The sequence below is a fragment of the Streptomyces sp. NPDC058086 genome (assembly GCF_042885015.1).
Lineage (GTDB): Bacteria > Actinomycetota > Actinomycetes > Streptomycetales > Streptomycetaceae > Streptomyces.
In genome coordinates this window covers 21,881-47,121 of sequence record NZ_JBHVST010000062.1, presented here as the reverse complement: position 1 = coordinate 47,121, position 25,241 = coordinate 21,881, and the positions used below count along the sequence as shown (strand labels likewise).

Below are 25,241 nucleotides of genomic sequence, written 5' to 3'. Positions count from 1 at the left end.
GAACTTTACGTCAACTTGGCAGAGAAGGAAGCCCTGGAAGGGTGACCTGGATCCGGCAGCCCCGCTGGGATTCGGCCACGCCGATCCGGCCGCCGTGCAGATCGACCGCCCAGCGGGCGATGGCGAGCCCGAGGCCCGTACCGCCGTCGCTGCCCGGGCCGTGCGGCGAGGGCACCCCGCCGCGGTTGAAGCGCTCGAAGACCCGGTGCCACTCCGACTGCGGAATCCCGGGGCCCTCGTCCAGGACCTCCAGGGCCAGTGACTCGGGGTAGTCGCCCCGCCGTGCCTTGACCGTCACCCGGCCGTGCGGCGGGCTGTGCTTGACCGCGTTGTCGATGAGGTTCGACACGACCTGGTGGATCCGCTCCGGGTCCGCGTGCGCGGTCAGCTCCGGCGGGGACACGTCGAGGTGCAGATGGACGTCGGTGCGGGTGTGGCTGCCGGAGCCCGAGGCGATGCCCGCGCGCGCGGAGGCGACCATGTTGGCCTCCTTGAGCACGCCGGACAGGTACGGCCACACCTCGAAACGGCGCCTGCGCAGGGGTACGACGCCGTTGTCCAGCCTGGAGAGGTCCAGCAGCGTCTCGACCAGCCGGCCCAGCCGCTCCGTCTGCTTCAGGGCCGTACGCATCGTTTCGGGGTCGGCGGCGGAGACGCCGTCCACGACGTTCTCCAGGACCGCGCGCAGGCCCGCGATGGGGGTGCGCAGCTCGTGCGAGACATTCGCCACGAGTTCCTTGCGCTGGCGGTCCTGGGCCTCCAGCTCGTCGGCCATGAGGTTGATCGTCTGGGCCAGGTCGCCCAGTTCGTCCCGCCGGTCGTCACGCACCCGGCGGGTGTAGTCGCCGTGCGAGATGGAGCGGGCGACCGTGTTCATCTCGTCCAGCGGCGCGGTGAGCGAATGGGCCACGAACTGCGTTATCAGCAGTGTGGCGATCATCGAGAAGACCGTGATGAAGCGGAGCTCCGTCTTGGTGTGCACCGCGATCATCGACAGACCCGTGGTGATGAGCACGGAGATGACGACCAGCGCGCCCAGCTTGGTCTTGATCGAGAAGGGGCGTACGGAGCCCCAGGACCCCTCGCCGCGGCCCGGCTCGCCGGGACCGCTCGCGACGTCCGTGGTTCTGCCCGATTCACCGAGCCCGCTCATGACATCAGCCCCCTACATGAGGTTCCTGGTCCCTGCGGAGACCCGGCTCAGGGAGTCGGGGTCTCCAGCGCGTAGCCCACGCCGTGGACGGTACGGATCCGCTCGGCACCGATCTTCCGGCGCAGTGCCTTGATGTGGCTGTCCACGGTCCGTGTGCCCGAGGCGTCCGCCCAGTCCCAGACCTCGGCCAGCAACTGCTCGCGGGAGAGTACCGCGCGCGGAGTGTTGGCGAGGCACACCAGGAGGTCGAATTCGGTGGGCGTGAGGTGCACGTCCTCCGAGCGCACCCGTACCCGGCGCTGTGCGTGGTCGATCTCCAGCTCGCCGAGGCGCAGGATCCCGCTGCGCGGTGTCGAGGCGGCCACCACGGCCCGCTCGACCCGGCGCAGCAGGACGTGCACGCGCGCGGCCAGCTCGCGCATCGAGAACGGCTTGGTCATGTAGTCGTCGGCGCCGACGCCGAGCCCGACCAGCATGTCGGTCTCGTCGTCGCGCGCGGTGAGCATCAGCACCGGCACCGGGCGCTGGGCCTGCACGCGCCGGCAGACCTCCAGGCCGTCGAAGCCGGGCAGCATGATGTCGAGGATCAGCAGGTCGGGCTGCCAGGCCTGTGCTGTGTCGACGGCGGCCGGTCCGTCGCCCGCGGTTTGCACGAGGAATCCCTCGGCTCGCAGGCGGGCCGCGATGGCGTCGACGATCGTCGGGTCGTCCTCGACCACCAGCACCCGGCGCTGAGCGCCTGGCGTGGCCGCCGTGCCGTTGTGCGAGGTGTGTGTCTGCTCCATCGCCCGCCCCTGAGGTGTGCTTTCCGGAATCCGTGGGGTGATCCCATGACTGCGCTTGACGCTTGAATGATCTGCGCCAGGGAAGCAGGGTACGGGCAGTCACCTTCGCTCGGCTATCCAGGCCCGACCGCGAGATGGACGACGTCCGGAACGCCCCGGGCAACGGGGATCTCTTCGGTACGCACCTGGCGGAATCCGGCATTCCGCAGCGTTCCTTCAAATTCCGGAGAGGGCTGCGCCGACCACACGGCGAGTACCCCGCCCGGCTTCAACACCCTTGCGCAGCTTGCCAGTCCGGCCGGTCCGTACAGCCCGGTGTTGTCCTCGGTGACGGTCCAGTCGGGCCCGTTGTCGATGTCGAGGCACAGTGCGTCGTACGTGTCGGAAGTCTCATTGACGTGAGCGAGCAGGTCGGATCTCACGATCTCGGTCCGGGGGTCGGCGAGCGCCGCCGCGGAGAGTTCGGCCAGCGGTCCGTCGCGGTGCCAGTCGATGACGGCCCCTTCGCGCTCGACGACGGTGATGTGGCCCCAGCGCGGGTCGGCGGCGGCGTGTGCCAGAGAGAACCCGACACCGAGCCCCCCGATCAGCACCTTCGGCTCCGCCCGTCCGTCCAGGGCGTCCAGCGCGGCGTCGACGAGCAGCCGCTCCGAGCGGCCGTCGGAGGTGTCCATCAGGAAGCACCCGTTGGCGATGATCTGGAGCAGTGCGCCGTGGCGCCGCAACACGACCTCGCCGTAGGGGCCTTCCCGGCGATCGATGACTACAGGGATGTCGTACGAGGCAGTCATGGCGCCCATCCTGGCACTTTCACCAGGATGGGCAGCCGAATTAACCCTCATGGGGTCAGAGGTTCAGGCCGTGCCCGTAAGGGAACACGGGGCCTTCGGTGTCGTCGGGGACGTCCGGCCGTGACGCCTCCACCACCGCCATGGAGCGCGGCAGTTCGACCGGCAGTCGCCCCTGGGCCCGCGCCCGTCCGAAGGCGACGTCCAGGAGCGCCGTGTCGCTCGCGCCGTAGTCGGCGACCAGCGCGGCCGCCCTCGCGGCGATCTCGGGCAGGACGGCGGGCCGTTCGAGGTTGACGCACACCAGCGTGGGCACCGCGTCCAGCAGCCGCAGGATCTCTTTGAGTTCGTCCTCCGGGAAGGCCGAATCGGGGACGACATTGCCGTACGTGGCGGCCACTTGCTCGGAGATCCCCCGCACGTACAGGTTCGGGCGGCCGTCGAGGGGCAGCAGTCCGTGGTTGGTCAGGACGGTCAGCGAGCGGCGCTGGGGGCCTCGCCGAGCGCGGTGAACTCGCTCGCCCCGACGGTCTCCTCCGCCCGGTCGGGGTCCACGTGAGGTCTGGGGCTGCTGCCGCTGCGGCCGGGCGGGGGGTGGATGGTGGGCGGGCTGAGGGAGTTGGCGGAGTCGTTCGTCGTATCCGGTCCGGCCGGTGCAGCGGTCCGTCCCCGGCTCAAGCACCTGACGCCCGGGGACGAAGAGGTGCTGCGGCTGGTCGGCGCGCACCTGGGCACGCTGGCCTCCCGTGATCTCAAGGCACGCTGCCAGGGCGGCCTTGAGCACTCCACGGACACGTGGGCGGCCCGCAAGCGCGAGCTGACGCCGCTCTCGTCGTCCCGCTGGGCGGGCAGCATCACCAAGGCGTCGCACGACCAGTGGGCGCTGGCCCGCCGCAGCCGGCTTGCGCGCGTCCGGAACCTGGAAGCGGGCATCAGGACCATCACGCACCGACTGTCCCTGCCCATCGGAGAGAAGGGGTCAGTCCCGAGCCTTAAGGCACTGGGGGAGGACGGCACCGCCCCCGTATGACCAGAGCGAGCACGGGGACATCCCGGTTGAAGCCGAAACTGACCTCATTCCCGCTCGGTGCCGATCGGCTGCCCGCAGCGCTCCGCGCGACCGGCGTGGCTCGGTGGAGAGGGCGCCCGGGATGCCCAGACGGGTGCTCGCGGCCGGCTCGGGAGTGGGAACGTGCATGAAGGGTCGTCGGTGGTGAAGGTGCCGTCCGCGTTCATGGAGAGCACGGAGTGGAACAGCTTGCCCCGCCTTCTCCTCCAGCGTCATACGCGAGAGCACCCCTCGACGCGCTCGTCGAGGGGGTGGTGCGGAGCGCGGTGACGGGCTTCTTCAAAGGGGGGCTACTGGACGGAGCGGACGTACTGGACGGCTGGTGCATCCAGTACGGCGGCGATCGCGCGGAAGAGGAGCAGTGCACCGTAGTTGCCCCCGTCTGCGTACTGCGGCGCAGCGAGGGGCACGACGTCGAGCGGTTCTTCGCCGTCGAGGCGCACTCGGCCGCCGAGTTCTTCGCCGCGCTGGTGGGACTCGCCGACTACAACAGCCGGCGCCCTGGACGCACCAAGATGTTCAACGTCCTGCTCGCCGAGGCGGGCGATCCCGGCCACCCCGCCCACGCGTTCTTCGTGAAGCGCTGCGCCGATCTCGTCGAGGTCAGCGCGGGTGCGCTGCGCGAGGCGGTCGCGAGCGGCGAACTGAAGCCCGACACAGACTGCGAGGCGCTCGCCGAGGAGTTCGCCGCCGTCATGGACGGCATCCAGTTGCAGTGGGCCCTCGACCCCGCGGGCGTCGACATGGCCGCCCGGATGCGGGCCTACCTCGACCGGTCGCTGCGCTCGATCACCGTCTCGGGCGCGGGGCTGCCGTCGGACGCGCATACGGGCTGACTCGCACGCGTGTGCGGACACGGCGACCGCGGGCGCCGTACGCGCTTATCAGGTTGCTATGAATCGCCTCCCACGTGGCGTCGGTCATAGACAGCGGCGCCGCGAGCCCCCAAGGGTGGGGCGGGACGGAAGGAGCCCCTCACCTTGGACCGGAGCACGACCGCGACGGCGACGGCAGTGGCGACGACCACGGCCCCGACGGCCTCCTCGGCCGATGCCGCGCTCAAGGACCCACAGACGGGCTCGCTTCTCCTGGACGGGGTGCCGCGACAACGCGGCGCCACGGCCGTGTTGCCCGCCCCCCGCCCGGCGACGACGCCCCCTGTACTCGCCCCACCCGCCCCATCGGCTCCACCCGTCTCCCGCGCCCTCGCCCGGCTCCGGTCGCTCCGTCCCTGGCGGCTGCTGCCCACCCCCACAGGAACGCCCTTCACCTTCGGGTACGCGGCCGTACTCACCGTCACCGCGATGGTCACCGACTACGCGGACCCCTCCCTCGTGCACGCCTTGCAGCAGGGGTCCAGCACCGACGTCGCGCACCTCATACACGAACCGGTGCTGGTGCTGCTGGCCAGCGCGCTGTGGATGGCGGGCGGGATCACCTCGCCGTACGCCATCGGGTTCGTGCTGGTGCTGACCGCGCTGGAGCGGCGGATAGGCGGCCTGCGGGCCGCCGGAGTCTTCCTGCTCGGGCATGTCGTGGCCACCCTGGCCACCGAGGTGCCCGTCGGCCTTTCCGTGCTGGCGGGAGACCTTCCCGACAGCTCCCTGCACCGCCTCGACTACGGCATCAGTTTCGGCGTCGCAACGAGCGTCGGCGCGCTCGCCGGGCTGCTGAGGCCCTGGCTGCGCTGGCCGCTGCTGGTGGTCTTCGGCTCGATGGTCGTCGGGGACCTGCTCGAATTCGCCGACCCGATGACGGACTGGGGGCATCTGATGTCCCTGGCGATCGGGGTGTCCACCTGGCCGCTGGTCCGGGGCTGGCGCCGCGCCCGTACGCCGGCGGCCTACAGCCCCGGCGCCCCCGCCGCCGTACACACCGCTCAGACGCCCGGCACCGTCGCCGCCTAGCATCCGTGGCGGTTGCGGCGGGTCCGGTCCGGTCGGGTCAGGTCGCGCGGGCCGCCGTCAGCCGTCGGGCCAGCTCCGGGACACCGAGGCGGCGCTCCTGTTCCGCACTCGCCCCGTGGAGCTTGTTGGTGAGCTGGTACGGGTCGGCGCGCAGGTCGTAGTACTCGCGGAAGAGGACCTCGCCGCCGTTCACCCCGTCGGGCAGCCGGCCCTGCCGGTCCAGGCGGAGGCCGTAGTACTCCGTGTACTGCTCGGTCTTGCCGATGTACGTCGCCCAACTGTGGATCGGCTGCTTGTCCTGGCGGTTCCACCACCACTCGGCGAGCACATGGTCGCGGTCCCGGGTGCCGAACAGCCCCGTCCGGTAGCCGGCGTCATGGAGCTGCCGCTGCACGGTGGTGTGCTGGTCGAGGCGGTACGGGTGCCGGGTGTCGAGGACGCCGTGGTGGTGGGCGTACCGGCCCGACATGATCGAGGCGCGGGACGGGGCGCACAGGGGTGTGTTGGAGTGCGCCCGCTCGAAGGTCACACCGTGTCCGCCGAGCCAGTCGATGGTCTCGGGTGTTGCCCACTCCGTCTCCTTGGGCTGGTCGTCGGTGACGACGACGAGGATGAGGATGTTGGGCCGTCCGGAACGATTGCCGCCGGGAGCGGCGGTCGCGGTGGCGGCGGGGGCCCGCCCGACGGCCGGCGCCGCGGGCGCCCGTCTTTCGGCCGCCTCCTCGGACCCGTCCCCGTCCGTCGCCGCCCGCACCGCCGCCGCCCCGAGCGCCGCCACGGCCGCCGCCCCGGCGCCCACGACCGCCCGGCGCCGAGTCGGCCCCCGTCCCTGTTCCTGCCCCTCGCCCACGTCGTGCCCCGTTTCCCCGTGCGTGGTTCCACAGCCTGTGAATGAGCCTGCAGTGTGAAGGAGCCGGCTGTGAATGCGATTGCGGTGGTGTGGCGGTGCTCTTGCACTCTCGCGACCGCGTCGACCGCGTCGACCGGGCGCGGTCGCACGGGAAGGGACGGCGGGCCGACGGCGTTGACCGCACCACAGGCGTTCGCCGCGGGTTTGCGGCGGAGTGGCGCCGGCCAAGAGGGAAGCGTGGCGGATACCCAGCTGACCTGCACGGATGTCTCCGTGGAGAGCGATCGCTCACAGCGAACGGACTCCGGGGAACAATCCGGGGCTCACGTGCATTGAGTCGGCATAGCTCAACTTGACTGCCTAGGGAGAGATAATGGCTTCGACGTCCACACCGCTCACCCTGCCCGTGTTGCCGCTCGACGACGAGGTCGTGCTTCCCGGGATGGTGGTTCCGCTGGACCTCAACGACGCCGATGTACGCGCCGCGGTGGAGGCCGCCCAGGCCGCCGCGCGGTCGGAGCCCGGCAAGCCGAAGGTGCTGCTGGTGCCACGCATCGACGGGGCGTACCCGAGCACGGGCGTGCTCGGCACCGTCGAGCAGGTCGGCCGACTGGCCGACGGCGACCCGGGCGCGCTGATCCGCGGCCGTGGGCGCGTGAAGATCGGCGCCGGGACGACCGGTCCTGGTGCCGCCCTGTGGGTCGAGGGCACCCGGGTCGACGAGACCGTGCCGGACCCGCTGCCCGGCCACGTCGCCGAACTGGTCAAGGAGTACAAGGCCCTCGCCACCAGCTGGCTGCGCAAGCGCGGCGCCTGGCAGGTCGTGGACCGCGTACAGGCCATCGACGACGTGTCCGCCCTTGCCGACAATTCCGGTTACTCCCCGTTCCTGAGCACCGAGCAGAAGGTCACGCTGCTGGAGACCGCCGACCCGGTCGCCCGGCTGAAGCTCGCCACCGAGCAGCTGCGTGAGCACCTCGCCGAGCAGGATGTCGCCGAGTCCATCGCGAAGGACGTCCAGGAGGGCGTCGACAAGCAGCAGCGCGAGTTCCTGCTGCGGCGCCAGCTCGAAGCCGTCCGCAAGGAACTGCGCGAGCTGAACGGCGACGCCAAGGAGGGCGAGGAGTCCGACGACTACCGGACCCGCGTCGAGGCCGCCGACCTCCCCGAGAACGTCCGTGAGGCCGCGCTCAAGGAAGTCGACAAGCTGGAGCGGTCCAGCGACCAGTCGCCCGAGGGCGGCTGGATCCGGACCTGGCTCGACACCGTCCTGGAACTGCCGTGGAACGAGCGCACCGAGGACGAGTACGACATCCAGGGCGCCAAGGGCATCCTGGACGCCGAGCACGCCGGTCTGGAAGACGTGAAGGAGCGCATCACCGAGTACCTGGCCGTGCGCAAGCGGCGTTCTGAGCGTGGTCTCGGCGTCGTCGGCGGGCGGCGCGGCGGCGCAGTGCTCGCACTCGTCGGTCCGCCCGGTGTCGGCAAGACCTCGCTCGGCGAATCCGTCGCGCACGCGATGGGCCGCAAGTTCGTCAGGGTCGCGCTCGGCGGCGTACGGGACGAGGCCGAGATCCGTGGCCACCGGCGTACGTACGTCGGCGCGCTGCCCGGCCGTATCGTCCGCGCCATCAAGGAGGCCGGGTCCATGAACCCGGTGGTCCTGCTGGACGAGATCGACAAGGTCGGCTCCGACTTCCGCGGCGACCCCGCCGCGGCGTTGCTGGAAGTCCTCGACCCCGCCCAGAACCACACCTTCCGGGACCACTACCTGGAGGTCGAGCTCGACCTCAGCGACGTGGTGTTCCTGGCGACGGCCAACGTGCTCGAAGCCATCCCGGAGGCGCTGCTCGACCGTATGGAACTGGTCCGGCTCGACGGGTACACCGAGGACGAGAAGGTCGTCATCGCCCGTGACCACCTGCTGCCGCGTCAGCTGGAGCGGGCCGGTCTGGAGAAGGAGGAGGTCGCGCTCGACGAGAGCGCGCTGCGCAAGCTCGCCGGGGAGTACACCCGGGAAGCGGGCGTACGCAACCTGGAGCGGGCCGTCGCACGCCTGCTCCGCAAGGTCGCGGCGCAGCACGAACTCGGAGAGCGGAAGCTGCCCTTCACGGTGACCGACGCCGATCTGCGCGGACTCATCGGACGGCCGCACCATGTGCCCGAGTCCGCCCAGGACCCGGCCGAGCGCCGTACCGCGGTGCCCGGTGTCGCCACCGGTCTGGCCGTGACGGGCGCCGGCGGTGACGTCCTCTTCGTGGAGGCGTCGCTGGCCGACCCGGAGACGGGCGCGGCCGGTCTGACCCTGACCGGTCAGCTGGGTGACGTGATGAAGGAGTCGGCGCAGATCGCGCTCTCCTTCCTCCGCTCGCACGGCGCCGAGCTGGAACTGCCGGTCGGCGACCTGAAGGACCGGGGCGTGCACATCCACTTCCCGGCGGGCGCGGTCCCCAAGGACGGTCCGAGCGCGGGCGTCACCATGACGACGGCGCTGGCCTCGCTCCTGTCCGGCCGACTGGTCCGCACGGACGTGGCGATGACGGGTGAGGTCTCACTGACCGGCCGTGTTCTGCCCATCGGCGGGGTGAAGCAGAAGCTGCTCGCCGCGCACCGGGCGGGTGTCACCACGGTCATCATCCCGAAGCGCAACGAGGCCGACTTGGACGACGTCCCGGCCGAGGTGCTGGAGAAGCTGGACGTCCACGCCGTCACGGACGTCCGCCAGGTCCTGGAACTGGCGCTGTCGCCGGCCACGAACGGCGTGACGCCGGAGGTTCCGGTAGCGGCGTGACGGACGCTGCCGGAAGGGAAGGCCCGGGTCCCGTGAGGGAGGCCCGGGCCTTCGCCGTGCCGTCAGCCGTCTCTGTCGACTGTCAGCCGACATCGGTCGCCTGAAATCCCATGCGGGCGGAGCCCCGGGCGGGTGTGTCGGCGGCGGAGGAGGAAGGCGGGGCGCAGAGCAGGGAGAAGGCGGCGAGCAGGGTTCCCGGCGCGAGCAGGCGCAGGCGGTGGGGCGTTCCGGATCTGTGCACGGGCATGACGTGCCTCCGAAGGGCTCGATGGAGCCAGGTGGGGGGAATGGTGCGGGCATGCGTGCCGTGAGTGGGGGCAGGTCCTCGTCGACCTGGCGGCGTGGGCATGCCATTGGGTGCCTGTTCACGAAGCTACGCACGGGGAGAACGTGCTGGGAAGAGGGGCCGTGGGCTGCCGTTGGTCTACGCCTGAGAAATACTTACGGAGCTGTGGCTATGGCCACCTTTGGCGGAAACTTTCAGAGTCGGGAAACCGGGTGAGGGGCAGACGTGCGCGAGGACAGGAACGGAGGCCGGTATCCGGCCGGCCTCGACGGGTCGGGCAGGGGTGTGGACCAGCCCGCCGCGCACGGCGGCGCGGACCCCGAGTTCCTCTCCCTGGAGCGCGAGTTGACCGTGTTCCTGCGCCGTGCCCGCGCCAACCAGGGCGAGATGGCCCGCGAGGTCCATCCGGACCTGGAGTCCGCCGCGTACGGACTCCTCGTACGCCTCGACGAGTGCGGCCGCCAGCGCGCCACCAAGCTGGCCGGCTACATCGGCGTGGGCAAGGCCACGATGTCCCGCCAGCTGCGCGCCCTGGAGGAGCTCGGCCTCATCGCCCGTGAGCCCGACCCCGCCGACGGCCGTGCCTGGCTCGTCCACCTCACCGAGGAGGGCCGCAGCCGGGTCGGCCAGGTGCGCGAGGCGCGGCGCGCCCGGTACGTGAGCGAGCTCGCCCACTGGGATCCTCGCGAGGTCGCGGAGCTGGCGCGGCTGCTGCACCAGTTGAACCTCGGCATGGAGAAGTAGGAGGAGGCGGGCATGGACCAGGAATTCCCCGCGCTGGAGCGGGAGCTGACCGTGCTGCTGCGGCGCGCCAGGGCCAGTTCCGGCGAGATGGCCCGCGAGGTCCACCCCGACCTGGAGTCCTCCGCGTACGGGCTCCTCTTCCGCCTCGACGAGTGCGGCCGGCAGCGCGCCACCGAGCTCGCCGCGTACATCGGCGTCGGCAAGGCCACGATGTCCCGTCAGCTCCATGCCCTGGAGGAGCTCGGTCTGGTCGCCCGTGAGCCGGACCCCGCCGACGGCCGTGCCTGGCTCGTCCGTCTCACGGACGAGGGCCGGCACCGGTTCCGCGCGGTGCGGGAGGCGCGCCGGGCACGGTACGTCCGCGAACTCGAGGGCTGGGACCCGCGTGAGGTCGCCGAACTGGCCCGGCTGCTCAATCAGCTGAACCGGGGCATGGAGAAGTAGCACTCCGATCCGCCCGACTCACCAGTCCACGAACACCACCGTCGCGTCGTCGTGCGTCTTGCTCCGCCCCAGCCGCGTCCGCGCCTCGGCGTCGGCCCGCTCCAGCGTCCGTACGCGGTCCACGAGGGCCTGGGCGCCCTCCTTGCGGACGACGGTGAACAGGCCGCCCCAGTCGCCCTCCCCGAACTTCTCCAGCCAGCGGGTCGCGCCGTCCGTCAGGGCTGCCAGGGCACGGACCTCGGCCCGGGGCACGGTCCCCGTCACCGCCCGGGCCGCGACCGACGGATCGGCGGCGGCCGTGAAGAAGCCCCCCTCCTTGTTGCGGACGGTCGCGTCGGCGATCGCGTCCGAGGCGAGGGAGGCGCGGGGGACACGGGTGAGGCGGTCGTCCAGGAGCGGTGTCACCGCGCCCGCGGGGGACTCCAGCAAAAGGGCCGAGTCGGAGAGGACCAGGTACTCGACGAGGTCGGCCGACCAGCGGGCGAGGACCACGGTTGCCTGGGGCGTACGCGGGTGAGAAAGGTCACAGGTGTCGGAGTGGGCCTCGGAAGTGCGCCGGATGGACCGGGAAAGGATCTCCACCAAGGTCAGATCCCGGCGGGAAACGGACAGTTCGGTCAGGGCTCCGCCGAGGCGTGCGGAGAACCAGTGGACGGAATGCAGACAGCCGTCGTCGCCCGGCGGGGGAGTCACGCCGTCGAGGACGACCAGTGATCCCCCTTGTCCTGACGCCGGAAGGCCGACCGATGCGAAGTCCTCATTGGGGCGGGCCGGATCGCCCGGCTCGGAGACGAGTTCGATGCGCATCCAGCCAGTCTGCACGAGCCCTTCACAAGGTCCACGAAAGGCTGGCAACGGTCGCGGGACCGGTGCGGACCAGCAGCTCAGCCGCCGGGTTTGGCATGGAATGATCGACTCCGGCAAGGCGTGGCGGCGAATACTGCCAAAGCGCGCCGCAGACGTCCAACCGGCCCGCCGCACAGGGGGGTCGCACGCGCCAGAGGAACTTGCCCGCCAACTCCCGTCCGGGGTTCACTCCTTCGGGTGGCGGGCCGGACGATGCGGGACCACTGCCCACCGGCACTGGGAGGGTCGGGAGCCGATGGGACACCCCCTGCTCGAGCGAAGTCGAGAGCTTGGGGAGGGCGGACGCCCAGTTGACGGAACGTCACCCGGGCCCTTGGGTACACGAGTCAGGAATGCGAGCACCGGTGCAGAAAATGCGGCCTCGGCGCACAGGCAAGCAGTCGGCCTCCGACGGGGGTGCGGAACGCACGCGGGGTGCCGCGGGGCACACCCCCGCGGGCAAGGGCCGCTCCGCTCACGTGCGCAATCGGCTGATCGTCGCCGTGGCGGTCGTCGCGGCCGCCATCGCAGGTGCCGGAGCCCCCACGGTCCTCGCGGCCTCCGAGCAGCTGAACGACTCCCAGAACCTGGTGACGCTCGCCGGGCGGACCCAGCAGGCGCTGACGCTCGCCCACTCGCTGGCCGACGAGCGCGACGAGGTCACCTCGTACATCGCCGCGGGCCGGCCGAAGTCCAAGGCGCCCTCCGAGCAGCGCAGCGCCCGGGTCGACCGGCAGGTCGACGAGGTGCGGGCGGACGAGGACGCGCCCGCCGTCCTCCTGAAGGACCTGGACGGCATCGGCACCGCCCGCAGAGCGGCGCTCACCGGCAAGAGCACCGCTCTCGAAGCGCACGAGGCGTACTCCGACGTCATCACCGAACTCCACGCCCTCGCCGAGGACCTGGCCGAGCAGCTGCCGCCCCGCGCGGGCTCCGGCGCGCACGCCCTCGCCGAGCTGGACTCCGCGGTCCAGCAGTCCGCCGCCGCCCGCGGACTGCTCCTCGCGGCCCTCAACATCCCGCGCACCACCCAGACGGTCATCAACCCCGTCACCGGCCTGGCGTCCACCACCAGCAGCTCGTCCTCGGCCGACACCAAGCAGCGCGACGCGCTCAGCGCCGCCGCTCAGCAGGCCCGGCTCCGCTCGGACGCGGCCCTCGCGGACTTCCGCGAGACGGCCCCCAAGGACGCCAAGGCCTCGTACGACTCCACGGTCACCGGACCCGACGTCACGACCGCGGACAAGTACCTCACCGACCTCACCGACCAGCCGACGCTCTCCGACTCCGAGCTCGACTCCAGTACGAACAAGGTGGACGCGGCGCTCTCCGCCCGCGTCGAGCTGATGCGCGGCAGTGAGGCCTCGCTCAACGACCACCGCACCAAGGACCTGGAGCGGCTGCGGGACGACGACGTCACCGCGCTGGAGGTCCGGATCGCCCTCATCGGCACCCTGCTGCTGGTCGCGGTCGGCGTCTCGATGGCCATGGCCCGTACGCTCACCCGTCCGCTGGCCGTGCTGCGCCTGGGCTCGGCCCGCCTGGCCGCGGACCCGGGAGCGCAGGAGCCGGTGAAGTTCACCGGCCGCAACGACGAGTTCGCCCAGGTGGTCCGCTCCGTCAACGCGCTGCACGCGCACGCCGCCGCGCTCCATGAGCGGCTGACCACCCTCGAAGCGGACCGCAAGCACCTCATCGGGCAGCGCCAGCTGATGGCCGACGAGCGCGACAGGCTGCGCGCGGAACTCGCCGACGCGGCGGCCCACCTGGAGCAGGTGCGCGGCACCATCCACGGCACCTTCGTCAACCTCGCGCTGCGCACCCTGGGCCTGGTCGAGCGACAGCTCGGGGTCATCGAGGGCCTGGAGGAGCGCGAGCAGGACCCGGACCGCCTCGGCACGCTCTTCAAGCTGGACCACTTCGCGACCGTCATGCGGCGCCACAGCGAGAACCTGCTCGTCCTCGCCGGCCACGAGCACGTCCAGCACCACGCGGGCCCCGTCCCGCTGGTCGACGTCGTACGGGCCGCGGTCAGTGAGATCGAGCGGTACGAGCGCGTCCGTATCGCCGTGTTGCCGCCGCACGCGCATCTCGCCGGGTTCGCCGCGGACGACCTCTCGCACCTGGTGGCCGAACTCCTGGAGAACGCCTCCTCGTTCTCGCCGCCGGACCTGCCCGTCGAGGTCTCCGGCTGGCTGCTGGAGAACGGCGAGGTGATGCTCTCCGTGCAGGACGAGGGCATCGGCATGGCCGCCGACCGGATGGCCCAGCTCAACGCCCGCCTCTCCGAGTTCGACCCGGAGGACGCCTACGACCAGGAGAGCGGCGAGGGACTCGGGCTCGGCCTGTACGTGGTGGCCCGCCTCGCCCACCGGCACGGCGTCCGCGTACAGCTGCGGGAGCAGAAGCAGGGCGGTACCGCAGCCGTGGTCGTCCTCCCCAAGACCCTGTTCGCGACCGCCCCCGCCGTCACGGTCCCCTCGGCCTCCCCGGTCGCCGGTGCCGCCCCCTCGGTCGTCCTCCCGGGCGCCGACGCGGAGGCCAACTCGAACGTGCTGCGCGGCCGTTCGGCCCTCACGGCACGGGGCCATGCGAGCCCCGCCGTTCCCACCGCTCCCGCCGGTGACGAGGACCCGCTGATCGCCGCCGCGCAGGAGGCCGTACGGGCGGACGCCGCCGCGCAGGAGGCGGCATACGCCCCCGAGCCGACGCTCTCCGAGACCACCATGGAGCTGCTGGCACCGCTGGCACCGCTGGTTCCGCCGGACGAGCCGGTGGCCCTGGCGGACGAGCCCGCAGTGTCCGGGCCGGCCCCCGCCCCGGACGTCGCCCTCCCCGCGCAGGCCATCACCGACCCCTACGCCGGCACTCCCGACCCCTACGCCATCGGCCCCGACTCCCACGAACGGGTGTCGGACGAGGAGCCGGAGCGGGTCACCGACAAGGGACTGCCCAAGCGGACGCCGAAGATCTCGGCGCCCGCACCGGTTCCCCGGCCGCGCGTAGGGGGTGTGGACGCCGAGGCGCTGCGGCGCAGGCTCGGCGGCTTCCACCGGGGCGCGACGGAGGGCCGCCGCGACGTGGAGGCCGAGATCGCCGAACAGACGGCCCAGACGCCCACCCCGCACCACCCCGCACAAAACACCGCGCCGGACCAAGCGCAGGACGCGGTGCGACAGCAGGACGCAGTAGACGCATCGGGGGGCACAGTCGAGGAGGCAAGCAGTTGACCGCGCCCAGTACCTTCGGCCTGAGCAGTGAAGCCCGCAATCTGCACTGGCTGCTGACGAACCTCGTCGAGGAGGTGCCAGGCCTCCAGTCGGTCGCGGTCGTCTCCTCCGACGGTCTGCTGCTGCTGTCCTCCGACCCCGGGAGGAACGCGGAGGCCCGCACCGGGGCGGAGGCGCGCCCCACCGGCCCCAAGGGATCCTCCGCCGACCTCGCCACCATCGTCTCCGGCATCGGCAGCCTCACCATCGGCGCCGCCAAGCTGATGGACGCGGGCGGGGTGAAACAGACGATGGTCGCGATGGACGAGGGCAGCCTCTTCGTCATGTCGATCAGCGACGGCTCGCTGCTCGGGGTGCACGGCGCCCCGGACTGCGACATGAGCGTGGTGGCGTACCACATGGCGCTCTTCGTCGGCCGCGCCGGACACGTCCTGACGCCCGAACTCCGCAGCGAGCTACGCCAGTCACTCGAAGCCAAGCCGACGGGGAGTGCCCAGTGAGTTCTTCCTCCGCGCCCAAGCTCCCCATACGTGGCGGGGACCGCAAACCGGCCCGCGTGCGCCCGTACTCGCTCACCGGCGGCCGTACCCGCTTCGGGCACGTGCTGCTGGTCGAGACGTTCGTGGCGGCGCTCGAGGCCCCCGAGGAGCGCAAGGAGCTGACCAACGGCTCCCTCGCGACCCGGGTGATGCCCGAGATGCAGGCCATCGTCGAACTCTGCCGCCGGATGCGTACGGTGGCCGAGATCGCCGCCCTGCTCAGGATGCCGCTGGGCGTGGTCCGCGTCCTCCTGAGCGACCTGGCGGACCAGGGAAAGATCCGTGTGTACGGAACAGGTCACGGCCCGGGACAGCCGGACCGCGCTCTGCTGGAAAGGGTGCTGAATGGACTCCGTCGTCTCTGAGGGTGCGCCGAGAACGGCCTCCCCCGCCTCGGCTCCGATGCCTCTGGCCCCAGTGCCGCTGTCCGAGTCCGACGAGAACCTCCAGGCCTGGCAGACCGACCGCACCCGCGCCCCGATCGCGACGAAGATCGTGGTGGCGGGTGGTTTCGGCGTGGGCAAGACCACGCTGGTGACCGCGGTCTCCGAGATCACGCCCCTCCAGACGGAGGCGCTGATGACCCAGGCCAGCGAGGAGACGGACGACCTCACCGGCACCCCGGACAAAGTGACCACGACCGTGGCCATGGACTTCGGCCGCATCACACTCGCCGACGACCTGGTCCTGTACCTCTTCGGGACGCCGGGCCAGCAGCGGTTCTGGTTCATGTGGGACGACCTGGTGCGCGGCGCGATAGGCGCCGTGGTCCTCGCCGACACCCGCCGCCTCAAGGACTGCTTCCCGGCGCTCGACTACTTCGAGAGCTGCGGACTGCCGTACGTCGTCGCGGTCAACCACTTCGACGGCAGCGAGAACTTCGACGCCGACGACGTGCGCGAGGCCCTCACGGTGCCTTCACACATACCTGTCATGATCATGGACGCCAGGCGCCGGATCTCGGTCGTCGAGACCCTGCTCGCGCTGGTGGGGCACGCGCTCGACGCGAGCCCCGAATAAGACGTACACGGAGTTAGGACGCGCATGCGGAAGATACTCGTCGTCGGAGCCGGTCAGTCCGGACTCCAGCTTGCCCTCGGCCTCCAGTCGCACGGGTACGAGGTCACCCTGATGTCGAACCGGACGGCGGACGAGATCCGCACCGGCCGCGTCATGTCGACGCAGTGCATGTTCCACACGGCACTCCAGCACGAGCGCGATCTCCAGCTGAACTTCTGGGAGTCCCAGGCCCCGAAGATCGAAGGACTCGGCGTCTCGGTCGCCGCCCCCGGCTCGCACGACCCCGGTCCGACCCAGCGGGCGATCGACTGGGTGGGCAGGCTCGACGGCTACGCGCAGTCGGTCGACCAGCGGGTGAAGATGGCCGGCTGGATGGAGACCTTCGCCCAGCGCGGCGGCCAACTGGTCATCCATGGCGCGGCGGTCTCCGACCTGGACTACTTCTCCCGTACGTACGACCTGGTCCTGGTGTCGGCGGGCAAGGGCGAGCTGGTCTCCATGTTCGGCCGGGACACCGCCCGTTCCCCCTACGCGCAGCCGCAGCGCGCCCTCGCCGTCGCCTACGTCCACGGTCTGGGCCCGCGCCCCGAGCACCCCGACTACGACGCGGTCCGCTGCAACCTGGTCCCCGGCGTCGGCGAGCTCTTCGTCATGCCGACCCTCACCACCTCCGGCCGTGCGGACATCCTCTTCTGGGAGGGCATACCCGGTGGCCCGGTCGACGCCTTCAACGGCATCAAGGACCCCGCCGAACACCTCTCCCTGACCCTGGAACTCATGGAGAAGTTCGTGCCGTGGGAGTACGCCCGGGCCACCAAGGTCGAACTCACCGACGCCAACGGAACACTGTCCGGACGCTACGCCCCCACCGTCCGCAACCCGATCGGCCGCCTCCCCGGCGGCGGCCTGGTCCTGGGCGTCGCCGACGTGGTCGTCGCCAACGACCCGATCACCGGCCAGGGCTCCAACTCCGCCTCCAAGTGCGCGGCGGCGTACCTCGGCGCGATCCTCGAGCACGAGGACAAGGAGTTCGACGAGGCGTGGATGCGGTCCGCGTTCGACCGGTACTGGGACACGGCCCAGCACGTGACGAAGTGGACGAACGCCATGCTGGGCGTGCCGCCGGAGCACGTGCTCAACCTGATCGGGGCCGGGGGACAGATTCCGGCGGTGGCGCATCGTTTCGCCAACGGGTTCAACGACCCGGCGGACTTCGAGAACTTCTTCTATGAGCCCGAGAAGACGGAGGCGTACCTGGCCTCCGTGGCCGGGGCCTGAACCTGTCACTTCGGGTGCGGGGAGTCCGCGGCCGGTCGCGCGGTTCCCCGCGCCCTTGACGGGGCGCTCACCTTGGACCCCTCCCGAATGCTCGGGGGTGTGTAGCGGCGAAGGGGTTTGCCGTCCGGGTCCGGGCGGACCGCGCCCAACAGCGGGTTGGTGGCAAGCGGGGAGACCTTGATCTTCGTCCCCGGCCTCGGGGCCTGCACGACCAGCCCGTCCCCCACATACAGGGCGACATGCGTGGCCTTGGGGAAGTAGATGACCAGGTCCCCGGGGCGCAGCTTGCTCAGCGGAATGCGGGGCAGCTGGGCCCACTGTTCCTGGCTGGTGCGGGGGATGGGCCGTCCGGCGTGATCCCAGGCTTGCGAAGTGAGCCCCGAGCAGTCGTACGACATCGGCCCCACGGCCCCCCACTCGTACGGTTTTCCGAGCTGATCCACGGCGTACCGCACCGCCTCCTCGCCCTCCCGCGACGGCGGCCGCGCACTGCTGAGAGCTCCCGAGGTCACGAGCTCCCGCTGTGCCGTGCTCACGCCCGACTTCTCCAGCCGGGCCATCTCGGCAAGCTGATCGGTGCTGAGCGAGGCGAGCAGTTCCTCGGCGCCCCTCAGTCGCCCCCGTACCTCGTCGCGCTCCCTCTTCTGCCGCTCGGCGAGGCCGAGTTGACCGTCGAGTGCCCTCCGCGCCTCCCGCGCCAGCTCATCGGCCCTCTTCTCCGTGCGCATCAGCCGGTCCTCGGTCTCGACCCGCTGCCGCGCCAGCTGGCCGATCACATGACCCTCGTCCAACGCGTGCTGCGGATCACGGGCGAGCAGCAGCCGTACGTACGACGAGATCTCGCTGCTGTTCTGGTACTGCTGCCGGGCGAGCCGCCCCGCCGCATCGCGGCTGTCGAGCAGCGAGAGGCGGGCCTTGGTGAGGCCCCCGTCGAGCCGGGCGACCTCGGTCTTCTGCTTCTTCAGCTGTTCCGCCGTGGCGTTGTACGTCTCGCTGGCGCGCGCGGCGTCCCGGTACAGCCGCTGAAGATCCGTCAGCAATTGAGCCACGGGCCGCCCTTGGGTCCCGGGATCCGGTACGGCCATCGCGGGCGCGGCCACAAACAACGCCCCCGTCGCCATCGCGGCCGTACAAGCCAGACGCAGAAGACTTCCTGACACGTCATCACCTCCGGTGCCGGGGTGGTGCCTCCACCTCGTATCGGAAGGATCGGGTCGGTGCATTCCGAGCGCGCGCTCGCCTGACCGGTTCGGCCCAAGAACCTCACTCGTCGGCGTGGGACTCCGGCGTGGCTCCCGCACTCTTGCCGCCGGGCTTGGACCAGGGCCACTTGGGCCCGCTTCTCGGGTCGCCGGAGGGGTCGTACTCGTACTTCCACGCCTGATGCAGCCCCAGTCGCTTGCTCACCCGCGCCTGGACCCGTCGGTAGACGAGCACGGTCGGCGGGCCGCCGTCGGCATCCGGAACCGGAACCCGGTACACCTTCGGCGGGTGTCCGGTCAGACCGAGCAGGACGGGCAGTACACGCCCGTCCAGCGGGCCGCCCTCGAAGGGGGTGTCTTCGCTCTTCACGGCACCAGTGTCACAAACGCACCCGTCACAGCAGCCGAGCGGCATCACCGATCACCGGAAGAACCGCTCGGGCCAGCCCGCCCAGGGCCCCTTCCCGCTCCTCCAGGACGAGCGCGGCCCGCACCACTGCGGCGGTCTGCGGATCACGTCCGGCACTGACCACGAGCATCGCCACGAACTGCTCCACGAGCCAGTCCCGCAGCTCGTCCAACGGCGGCTCCTTGCCCCCGTCCAGCCAGCTCAGCGAGGCACCCTCCACCGCCGTGATCCACATTCGCACGGTCATCCGCAGCCGTCGCCCCGGATCCTTCACGCCCAGATGATCCAGAATGTGCTCTGCCGCCGCACGCCGCACGCCGTCCACTATGGCCGTCGTCCTGGAGGTCTCGACGACGCTGCCACCCTGAAGCAACGCGGTGAACCCGGCGTCGTGCTGGTCCACGAACGCCAGGTACCGATCCAGTGCCCGGGCAAGCCGCTCGCTCAGCGGCCCCTCGGGGGGCTCCGCGAAACAGTGCTCCAGATCCTCCGCGGCGGACCGCAGGGCAGCCTCGTACAGCTGCTGCTTGCCGCCCGGGAAGTACCGGTACACAAGAGGCCGCGACACGCCCGCCGCCTCCGCCACGTCATCGAGCGAGACCTCCTCGGGCGCCCGGTGCGCGAAGAGGGACAGCGCCGCTTCGAGGAGCTGCGAGCGCCGCTCCTCGACACTCAGCCGGCGGTATGCGGGGGTGGGAGCCTGCGAGGTCATATCGGCAGCGTAACGGCCAGGACACGAGCCCCTTCCCAGCCGCGGCCGCGCATGCACGGAAGGGGCCGTGGCGGTGCGTCGCAAGCCCGTCGCTTACGTTCGGATCGAGCAGCGGCTCCCTTGCCCGGCCCACGTCTGATCCGGCGGCGACGGGCTCGACGCACCGCCACGGCCCCGACCCACCACGGCCATCAGGCGCCCCGCCCTCAGGCCAGCAACCCCGACGCCTTCCACAGCCGCCGCCCGACCCCCCGCAGCACCCCGATGTCGTCCAGGAAGTCGGTCAGCCGCTTGGCCCCGGTCTGCATGACCTCCCGCCGGTGCCCGCTCGCCCGCACCTGCGCCACGGCCTCCCGCTGGTCGAGGCCGACGTTCGTGTAGACCTCGGGATTGACGAAGGCGACGGAGAAGACCCGGGCGAACTCCCCCGACGTCACCCGCGTGAACTCCTGCGACCACCGCGGCGCCGTCACCATCTGCCGCCGCAGCTCCTCCCGCGCGTACCGCACGTGCCGCGCCTCCTCCACCACGTGGATGCGCGTGACCCCCCGTATCAGGCTCTGCACCCGCTCGTCCGGAAAGGTCAGCCGCTGCATCCAGTCGAGGATCTCCTCGCCGAGCAGGGTCGCCGTGAAGGACCCGGGCGTGGTCGAGATGGTCTTGAAGACCCGCCCCAGGTTCATATGCGTCCGGCTCACCGGGTAGTACGGCGTTCCTCCGTGCGAGATCAGCCGGGCGAACATCTTCGAGTGCCGGCACTCGTCCTCGATCTCGGTCAGCGCATAACGCACATGGGCGCTCGTCGCCGCCTTGTCGTAAATGTGCCGCACCAGCAACTGCATCAGAATGATCTCGAACCAGATCCCCAGCGAAGCCAGCGCGGCGGCCTCGTGCTGTGAGAGCAGAACCCGCTGCTCCTCGCCCATCCGCTTCCACAACGGGGTGTCGTACAGCGACACCAGCTCCGGCGGCCAGAACCACTTGCCCTCCTCGAAGGGCGCGTCCCAGTCCAGCTCCTTGTCCGGGTCGAAGGAGTGCTTGGCGGAGGAGTCGAGCAGCCGCTCGGCGACCTGCTCCCGGTCCTTGAGCAGACCGAGCGCATCGCGCAGCACATCCACTTCTGTCACGGTCGTCATGGCTGTTCCCACCTCGTCGTACGGGATTACTCCAGGAGTTACCGACGGTCACGACTTATGAGACTGCTTGTCAGCAAGCTCGTCAATCCCTTGCGCGCGACTTGTTGACGACACGTCTACCTCGTGTGAGCCTGCGATGTATGCCGACGCACGAGCTGTACGCCAAGGACCCGGGAGACCCCCTCTGGCAGGTACCGGCCTCAGGGGCGGCACGCTTCAGCTGGGAGTACGACGACGGCCGCGACCGTCTCCTCGCCCTGTACCAGAAGGGCAAGGACAAACAGTGGGACGGCCAGAAGAGAATCGACTGGGACCTGGAGGTCGACCCCCACGACGCTCTCGGTACCCCCGACGAGTCGCTGACCCTCTACGGGACCCCGTACTGGGCGAAGATGACCGACCGGGACAAGGGCGAGCTGCGCAAGCACTACGCGTCCTGGCAGTTCAGCCAGTTCCTGCACGGTGAGCAGGGGGCCATGGTCTGTGCGGCGCGCATCGTCGAGTCGGTCCCCGACCTCGACGCCAAGTTCTACTCGGCCACGCAGACGATGGACGAGGCCCGTCACGCCGAGATCTACGCCCGCTTCCTGCAGGAGAAGATCGGGATGCTCTACCCGATCAACGACAACCTGCAGTCCCTCCTCGGCGACACCCTCCGGGACTCCCGCTGGGACATGCCGTACCTCGGGATGCAGGTCCTCATAGAGGGCCTGGCCCTGGCGGCCTTCGGCATGATCAGGGACACCACCGACAAGCCCCTCCCCAAGCAGATCCTCGCGTACGTGATGCAGGACGAGGCCCGCCATGTCGCCTTCGGTCGGATGGCGCTGCGCGACTACTACACGCAACTCTCCGACGCCGAACTCCGCGAACGCGAGGAATTCGTCATCGAGGGCTGCTACTTGATGCGGGACCGGCTGCGCGGCGTCGAGGTCCTGGAGAACTTCGGCATCCCGAAGGCCGAGGCGGAGGAATACAGCGAACAGTCCGAATTCCTGCGCCTCTTCCGCCAGTTGCTCTTCAGCCGCATCGTCCCGTGCGTCAAGGACATCGGCCTGTGGGGCGAACGCCTCCAGCGGGCGTACGTCGACATGGGCGTCTTCGAGATGGGCGACTCCAACCTCGATCTGCTGATGGCCCAGGACGAGGAGGTGGCCGAGCGGATGGACGCGGAGCGGTTCGCGACGGAGGAGAGGGAACGGGTGGCGGAGGTGGAGGAGATGATCGAGAAGGGTGGGGACTCGTAGGACGAACCGCCAGAAACGGCCTGCCCCAACACGCGTGCGCCGGCCCACTCGGACCGGCATGCTCACATCATGACATCCGCCCCGAACCCCCATTTCACACCACGCGCCCTGGCCCGCCGCAGCCTGGAGGGTCTGGCCCTGGGTGACGCCTTCGGCGAACGCTGGTTCCCCCTCTTCCGGGACCGCCCCCAGGCGTACGAGGAGATCCGCGCCCGGCGCACCCCCGAGGAACCGGAGTGGCACTGGACGGATGACACGGCGATGGCGCTCGGAATCGTCCGTGTCCTCGACGAACACGGAGAGATCCGGCAACCGGAACTGGCCCAGGCCTTCGCCCTCGGCTACGACGCCGACCCGGCCCGGGGCTATGGCTACGGCATGCACCAACTTCTCCCGCGCCTTCTCCAGGAGCCGGACCGCTGGGCGGAACTGGCACGCGGACTCTTCGACGGCGAGGGCAGCCTCGGCAACGGCGCGGCCATGCGGGTGGCTCCGCTGGGCGCCTGGTTCCGGCGTGATCTGCGCCTGGTGATCGCACAGGCGACGCTGTCGGCGGAGGTGACCCACGCCCACCCGGAGGGCATCGCGGGCGCGGTGGCGGTGGCCGTCGCGGCGGCGTTGTCGACTCGGTGGGACCTGAATATCGGCGCGGTCGTCGAGGCCACGCCCGACAGCGCCGTCCGCGAGGGGCTGCGGCGTGCCGCGAGCCTTCCCTTCACCACCGAGCCCTGGAAGGCCGCGGACATCCTCGGCAACGGCCAACACGTTCGCGCAGACGACACCGTCTCCTTCGCCGTCTGGTGCGCCGCCCGCCACCCCGACGACCTGACCTCGGCCCTGTGGACCACGGCGGAGGGCTTCGGCGACGTCGACACGACCTGCGCCATCACGGGCGGCATCGTGGGCGCCCGTACGGGAGTGAAGCACGTGCCCGAGGACTGGCTGAGCCGCCGCGAGGCGGTACCCGGCGCCTCCTAGGTCCTGTCGCCCTCAGTTGTTCCAGCTCTCGTCGTACGGGTCGTGCGGGGTCGGGACCGGCTTGGCCGTGGTGACGTCGAGGAACGGGATGCGGCCGTCGTTGACGGGGTCCTTGGTCTGCTTGGCGGTGTAGGTACCGGTGACCTGGAGCCAGGTGTCGGGCTGGAGGACGGGCGGGATGTGGCCGGTCAGGCCGATCTTGACCGGCTGGGCGTCGGCGGCACAGCAGTTGAGGGCCATCCGGACCAGGTACGGGGTGCCGTCCTCGGCGAGGGCGACAAAGCCGGTGACTTCGACCCGCCGGTGGGCCAGGGTGCGGCCGTGGTCGTAGGCGGCGCGGCCCGCGTAGTCGACGACGCCGAGCGGGAGCGGGTCGGTGGCCGGAAGGGACGGGTAGGCGAGGGGCGCCTGCAGGGCCGTACCGGCGTGCATGGCGCTGTAGGAGCCCAGCGCGGGCGGGGAGACCAGGATCAGGGCGAGGAGGGGGAGGACGAGGAGCCAGGCGACACGGGGTTCGCGGTGGACGTGCCCGTGCCCGCCGCCGCCTTCACTCCCGCTCCCACCCCGCCGCTCGTACCAGACCGTCGCCACCGCCGCCACGATCAGCACGACCCCGGCCGCCAGCAGCAACGGCCGCAACCCCGCCTTGACGTATCGCAGGTAGAGGTCGGTGAGCCCGGCATGCAGGACCGCCGCGCCGACGAGGAACAGGACCGCCGCCTGTGCCTGCCGGTTCACAGCAGCACCGTCCCGACGAGGACCGAGCCGACGATGGCCAGGGCGAAGGTGGCGGGCGCGAACCGCAGGGCGAACCCGCGGCCGAACGTGCCCGCCTGCATGGCGAAGAGTTTCAGGTCGATCATCGGTCCCACCACGAGGAAGGCCAGCCGCGCGGTCAGCGAGAACTGGGTCAGCGAGGAGACGACGAACGCGTCGGCCTCGGAGCAGATGGAGAGCAGCACGGCGAGGACCGCGAGGGCGAGGATCGCCACCACCGGGTTGGCGGCCGCGGCGTGCAGCCAGGTCGCCGGCACGACGGCCTTCAGCGTGGCCGCCGCCATCGCCCCGATGACGAGGAACCCGCCGGCGTGCATCACGTCGTGCCGTACGGAATCCCAGAACGCGGCACCCTTGTCGAGCCCCTCGTGCGAGGGCCGGGCCGGCGGACGCATCCAGTCCGCCCGCCCCAGCCGCTGCCACAGCCACCCCATCACGCAGGCCACGAGCAGACTCGCCACGAACCGGGCGACGACCATCTCGGGGTTGCGGGGGAACGCGACGGCGGTGGCCGTCAGCACGATCGGGTTGATCGCGGGCGCCGACAGCAGGAACGCCAGCGCCGCCGCGGGCGTGACACCCCGCCGTACCAGCGCCCCCGCCACCGGCACCGACGCGCACTCGCAGCCGGGCAGCACCGCGCCGGCCATCCCGGCGACCGGCACGGCCAGCGCGGGCCGCTTCGGCAGCGCCCGGGCGAAGAACGCCGGCGGCACGAACACCGCGATGGCCGCCGACAGCAGCACACCGAGGACGAGGAAGGGCAGCGCCTGGCAGACCACCGCGACGAACACGGTCATCCAGCTCTGCATCACCGGCGCCGACAGCGCCCGGCGGATCGGCCCCTGCGCCACCACCAGGACGAGCAGCAGCATGACCAGGACGAGCGGCGAGTTGAACTGCCAGCCCTGGGAAGCGCCCGCCTGTTCCCTCGGGCCGCCCGGTGCGGCCGCCTGGTTTTGTGGACCGTCCGGTGCGTCCGCGTCGCGGTGGTCGGCCCCGGGCGGGGCCGCTTTGGTGATGCTCACGGGCGAGGTACCTCCGGCAGGG

25 protein-coding genes and 1 pseudogene are annotated in these 25,241 nt (G+C 70.9%); 13 read left to right on the top strand and 13 right to left on the bottom strand.

Translation table 11 applies throughout. From position 1 onward, the window contains the following. Nucleotides 1-10: 10 nt before the first annotated feature. The 4 genes from ACFVWD_RS36400 to ACFVWD_RS36385 all read right to left on the bottom strand — a co-directional run bounded on the left by ACFVWD_RS36400 (nt 11) and on the right by ACFVWD_RS36385 (nt 3,126). A complete protein-coding gene (locus ACFVWD_RS36400; protein ID WP_389602333.1) occupies nt 11-1,153 on the bottom strand; it encodes an ATP-binding protein in 1,143 nt (380 codons plus the stop codon). 47 nt (nt 1,154-1,200) lie between these two features. Further along, nucleotides 1,201-1,938 carry a response regulator transcription factor gene (locus tag ACFVWD_RS36395; RefSeq protein WP_266431556.1) on the bottom strand — a complete coding sequence of 246 codons (738 nt, stop codon included), beginning with the start codon at nt 1,936-1,938 and terminating at the stop codon, nt 1,201-1,203. Between the two features lie 113 nt (nt 1,939-2,051). Further along, nucleotides 2,052-2,729 (bottom strand): spermidine synthase, encoded by a 678-nt coding sequence (locus ACFVWD_RS36390; RefSeq protein ID WP_389602352.1) that lies wholly within the window; start codon nt 2,727-2,729, stop codon nt 2,052-2,054. A 55-nt stretch (nt 2,730-2,784) separates the two neighbouring features. Beyond that, entirely contained in the window at nt 2,785-3,126 is a 342-nt protein-coding gene (locus ACFVWD_RS36385; RefSeq protein WP_389602332.1) for a glycoside hydrolase family 3 C-terminal domain-containing protein, read from the bottom strand. Nucleotides 3,127-3,327: 201 nt separating this feature from the next. Here ACFVWD_RS36385 and ACFVWD_RS36380 point away from each other — a divergent pair. The 3 genes and pseudogenes from ACFVWD_RS36380 to ACFVWD_RS36370 form a co-directional block, all read left to right on the top strand. Next, nucleotides 3,328-3,708 (top strand): annotated as a pseudogene (locus tag ACFVWD_RS36380) (IS200/IS605 family accessory protein TnpB-related protein); the annotation flags it as partial. A gap of 266 nt (nt 3,709-3,974) precedes the next feature. Beyond that, nucleotides 3,975-4,631 carry a TetR family transcriptional regulator C-terminal domain-containing protein gene (locus ACFVWD_RS36375; protein ID WP_389602331.1) on the top strand — a complete coding sequence of 219 codons (657 nt, stop codon included), beginning with the start codon at nt 3,975-3,977 and terminating at the stop codon, nt 4,629-4,631. Between the two features lie 144 nt (nt 4,632-4,775). After that, the gene (locus ACFVWD_RS36370; protein ID WP_389602330.1) at nt 4,776-5,702 is read left to right on the top strand and encodes a rhomboid-like protein; all 927 of its coding nucleotides are present in this window, start codon (nt 4,776-4,778) and stop codon (nt 5,700-5,702) included. A 37-nt stretch (nt 5,703-5,739) separates the two neighbouring features. On the opposite strand, the gene ACFVWD_RS36365 is transcribed toward ACFVWD_RS36370, so the two are convergent. Continuing rightward, a complete protein-coding gene (locus tag ACFVWD_RS36365; protein ID WP_389602329.1) occupies nt 5,740-6,552 on the bottom strand; it encodes a sulfatase-like hydrolase/transferase in 813 nt (270 codons plus the stop codon). A gap of 373 nt (nt 6,553-6,925) precedes the next feature. Between ACFVWD_RS36365 and lon the strand changes: the two genes are divergently transcribed. Next, nucleotides 6,926-9,343 (top strand): endopeptidase La, encoded by a 2,418-nt coding sequence (gene lon / locus ACFVWD_RS36360; protein ID WP_389602328.1) that lies wholly within the window; start codon nt 6,926-6,928, stop codon nt 9,341-9,343. Nucleotides 9,344-9,425: 82 nt separating this feature from the next. On the opposite strand, the gene ACFVWD_RS36355 is transcribed toward lon, so the two are convergent. Then, entirely contained in the window at nt 9,426-9,590 is a 165-nt protein-coding gene (locus ACFVWD_RS36355; protein ID WP_389602327.1) for a hypothetical protein, read from the bottom strand. A gap of 264 nt (nt 9,591-9,854) precedes the next feature. Between ACFVWD_RS36355 and ACFVWD_RS36350 the strand changes: the two genes are divergently transcribed. Both ACFVWD_RS36350 and ACFVWD_RS36345 read left to right on the top strand, forming a co-directional pair. Beyond that, on the top strand, nt 9,855-10,373 hold the full coding sequence (locus ACFVWD_RS36350; protein WP_168495465.1) for a MarR family winged helix-turn-helix transcriptional regulator: 519 nt from the start codon (nt 9,855-9,857) through the stop codon (nt 10,371-10,373). A 12-nt stretch (nt 10,374-10,385) separates the two neighbouring features. Then, nucleotides 10,386-10,817: a MarR family winged helix-turn-helix transcriptional regulator gene (locus ACFVWD_RS36345; RefSeq protein ID WP_389602326.1), complete on the top strand. Its 432-nt coding sequence runs from the start codon at nt 10,386-10,388 to the stop codon at nt 10,815-10,817. A gap of 18 nt (nt 10,818-10,835) precedes the next feature. Here ACFVWD_RS36345 and ACFVWD_RS36340 read toward each other — a convergent pair whose 3' ends face one another. Next, complete coding sequence (locus ACFVWD_RS36340; protein WP_389602325.1) at nt 10,836-11,624, bottom strand: protein phosphatase 2C domain-containing protein; 789 nt, start codon at nt 11,622-11,624, stop codon at nt 10,836-10,838. A 392-nt stretch (nt 11,625-12,016) separates the two neighbouring features. On the opposite strand from ACFVWD_RS36340, the gene ACFVWD_RS36335 reads away from it, so the two are divergent. Genes ACFVWD_RS36335 through ACFVWD_RS36315 form a run of 5 tightly spaced genes read left to right on the top strand, consistent with a single transcriptional unit; the run spans nt 12,017 to nt 17,730 of the window. Beyond that, nucleotides 12,017-14,893, top strand: a complete 2,877-nt coding sequence (locus ACFVWD_RS36335) for a nitrate- and nitrite sensing domain-containing protein (protein WP_389602324.1) — start codon at nt 12,017-12,019, stop codon at nt 14,891-14,893. Next, the gene (locus ACFVWD_RS36330) at nt 14,890-15,393 is read left to right on the top strand and encodes a roadblock/LC7 domain-containing protein (protein WP_054236699.1); all 504 of its coding nucleotides are present in this window, start codon (nt 14,890-14,892) and stop codon (nt 15,391-15,393) included. Before ACFVWD_RS36335 ends, ACFVWD_RS36330 begins: the two co-directional genes overlap by 4 nt. Next, complete coding sequence (locus ACFVWD_RS36325) at nt 15,390-15,797, top strand: DUF742 domain-containing protein (protein ID WP_075028888.1); 408 nt, start codon at nt 15,390-15,392, stop codon at nt 15,795-15,797. Before ACFVWD_RS36330 ends, ACFVWD_RS36325 begins: the two co-directional genes overlap by 4 nt. After that, a complete protein-coding gene (locus ACFVWD_RS36320) occupies nt 15,778-16,452 on the top strand; it encodes an ATP/GTP-binding protein (protein WP_389602323.1) in 675 nt (224 codons plus the stop codon). The genes ACFVWD_RS36325 and ACFVWD_RS36320 overlap by 20 nt, the downstream gene beginning before the upstream one ends. A gap of 24 nt (nt 16,453-16,476) precedes the next feature. After that, nucleotides 16,477-17,730, top strand: a complete 1,254-nt coding sequence (locus ACFVWD_RS36315; protein WP_389602322.1) for a styrene monooxygenase/indole monooxygenase family protein — start codon at nt 16,477-16,479, stop codon at nt 17,728-17,730. A gap of 5 nt (nt 17,731-17,735) precedes the next feature. Here the strand turns inward: ACFVWD_RS36315 and ACFVWD_RS36310 are convergent, their stop codons facing one another. The 4 genes from ACFVWD_RS36310 to ACFVWD_RS36295 form a co-directional block, all read right to left on the bottom strand. Beyond that, nucleotides 17,736-18,890: an NlpC/P60 family protein gene (locus ACFVWD_RS36310; protein WP_389602321.1), complete on the bottom strand. Its 1,155-nt coding sequence runs from the start codon at nt 18,888-18,890 to the stop codon at nt 17,736-17,738. A gap of 103 nt (nt 18,891-18,993) precedes the next feature. Next, a complete protein-coding gene (locus ACFVWD_RS36305; RefSeq protein ID WP_385381637.1) occupies nt 18,994-19,302 on the bottom strand; it encodes a hypothetical protein in 309 nt (102 codons plus the stop codon). Between the two features lie 25 nt (nt 19,303-19,327). Next, complete coding sequence (locus ACFVWD_RS36300; protein WP_168511145.1) at nt 19,328-20,053, bottom strand: TetR/AcrR family transcriptional regulator; 726 nt, start codon at nt 20,051-20,053, stop codon at nt 19,328-19,330. 206 nt (nt 20,054-20,259) lie between these two features. Continuing rightward, nucleotides 20,260-21,189 carry a diiron oxygenase gene (locus ACFVWD_RS36295; protein WP_389602320.1) on the bottom strand — a complete coding sequence of 310 codons (930 nt, stop codon included), beginning with the start codon at nt 21,187-21,189 and terminating at the stop codon, nt 20,260-20,262. A 140-nt stretch (nt 21,190-21,329) separates the two neighbouring features. Here ACFVWD_RS36295 and ACFVWD_RS36290 point away from each other — a divergent pair, with 140 nt between their 5' ends. After that, nucleotides 21,330-22,436, top strand: a complete 1,107-nt coding sequence (locus tag ACFVWD_RS36290) for a ferritin-like domain-containing protein (RefSeq protein ID WP_389602319.1) — start codon at nt 21,330-21,332, stop codon at nt 22,434-22,436. A gap of 69 nt (nt 22,437-22,505) precedes the next feature. After that, on the top strand, nt 22,506-23,414 hold the full coding sequence (locus ACFVWD_RS36285; protein WP_389602318.1) for an ADP-ribosylglycohydrolase family protein: 909 nt from the start codon (nt 22,506-22,508) through the stop codon (nt 23,412-23,414). Nucleotides 23,415-23,426: 12 nt separating this feature from the next. Here ACFVWD_RS36285 and ACFVWD_RS36280 read toward each other — a convergent pair whose 3' ends face one another. Further along, complete coding sequence (locus ACFVWD_RS36280) at nt 23,427-24,152, bottom strand: TIGR03943 family putative permease subunit (RefSeq protein WP_389602317.1); 726 nt, start codon at nt 24,150-24,152, stop codon at nt 23,427-23,429. Beyond that, nucleotides 24,149-25,219, bottom strand: coding sequence for a permease (locus ACFVWD_RS36275; protein ID WP_389602316.1), 1,071 nt, complete (start codon nt 25,217-25,219; stop codon nt 24,149-24,151). The genes ACFVWD_RS36280 and ACFVWD_RS36275 overlap by 4 nt, the downstream gene beginning before the upstream one ends. Nucleotides 25,220-25,241: the final 22 nt, after the last annotated feature.

Coding starts and splice junctions, on each gene's coding strand:
- ACFVWD_RS36400 (WP_389602333.1), bottom strand. CDS start 1,153: ATGAGCGGGCTCGGTGAATCGGGCAGAACCACGGACGTCGCGAGCGGT.
- ACFVWD_RS36395 (WP_266431556.1), bottom strand. CDS start 1,938: ATGGAGCAGACACACACCTCGCACAACGGCACGGCGGCCACGCCAGGC.
- ACFVWD_RS36390 (WP_389602352.1), bottom strand. CDS start 2,729: ATGACTGCCTCGTACGACATCCCTGTAGTCATCGATCGCCGGGAAGGC.
- lon (WP_389602328.1), top strand. CDS start 6,926: ATGGCTTCGACGTCCACACCGCTCACCCTGCCCGTGTTGCCGCTCGAC.
- ACFVWD_RS36355 (WP_389602327.1), bottom strand. CDS start 9,590: ATGCCCGTGCACAGATCCGGAACGCCCCACCGCCTGCGCCTGCTCGCG.
- ACFVWD_RS36345 (WP_389602326.1), top strand. CDS start 10,386: ATGGACCAGGAATTCCCCGCGCTGGAGCGGGAGCTGACCGTGCTGCTG.
- ACFVWD_RS36340 (WP_389602325.1), bottom strand. CDS start 11,624: ATGCGCATCGAACTCGTCTCCGAGCCGGGCGATCCGGCCCGCCCCAAT.
- ACFVWD_RS36335 (WP_389602324.1), top strand. CDS start 12,017: ATGCGAGCACCGGTGCAGAAAATGCGGCCTCGGCGCACAGGCAAGCAG.
- ACFVWD_RS36320 (WP_389602323.1), top strand. CDS start 15,778: ATGGACTCCGTCGTCTCTGAGGGTGCGCCGAGAACGGCCTCCCCCGCC.
- ACFVWD_RS36315 (WP_389602322.1), top strand. CDS start 16,477: ATGCGGAAGATACTCGTCGTCGGAGCCGGTCAGTCCGGACTCCAGCTT.
- ACFVWD_RS36300 (WP_168511145.1), bottom strand. CDS start 20,053: ATGACCTCGCAGGCTCCCACCCCCGCATACCGCCGGCTGAGTGTCGAG.
- ACFVWD_RS36295 (WP_389602320.1), bottom strand. CDS start 21,189: ATGACGACCGTGACAGAAGTGGATGTGCTGCGCGATGCGCTCGGTCTG.
- ACFVWD_RS36290 (WP_389602319.1), top strand. CDS start 21,330: ATGCCGACGCACGAGCTGTACGCCAAGGACCCGGGAGACCCCCTCTGG.
- ACFVWD_RS36285 (WP_389602318.1), top strand. CDS start 22,506: ATGACATCCGCCCCGAACCCCCATTTCACACCACGCGCCCTGGCCCGC.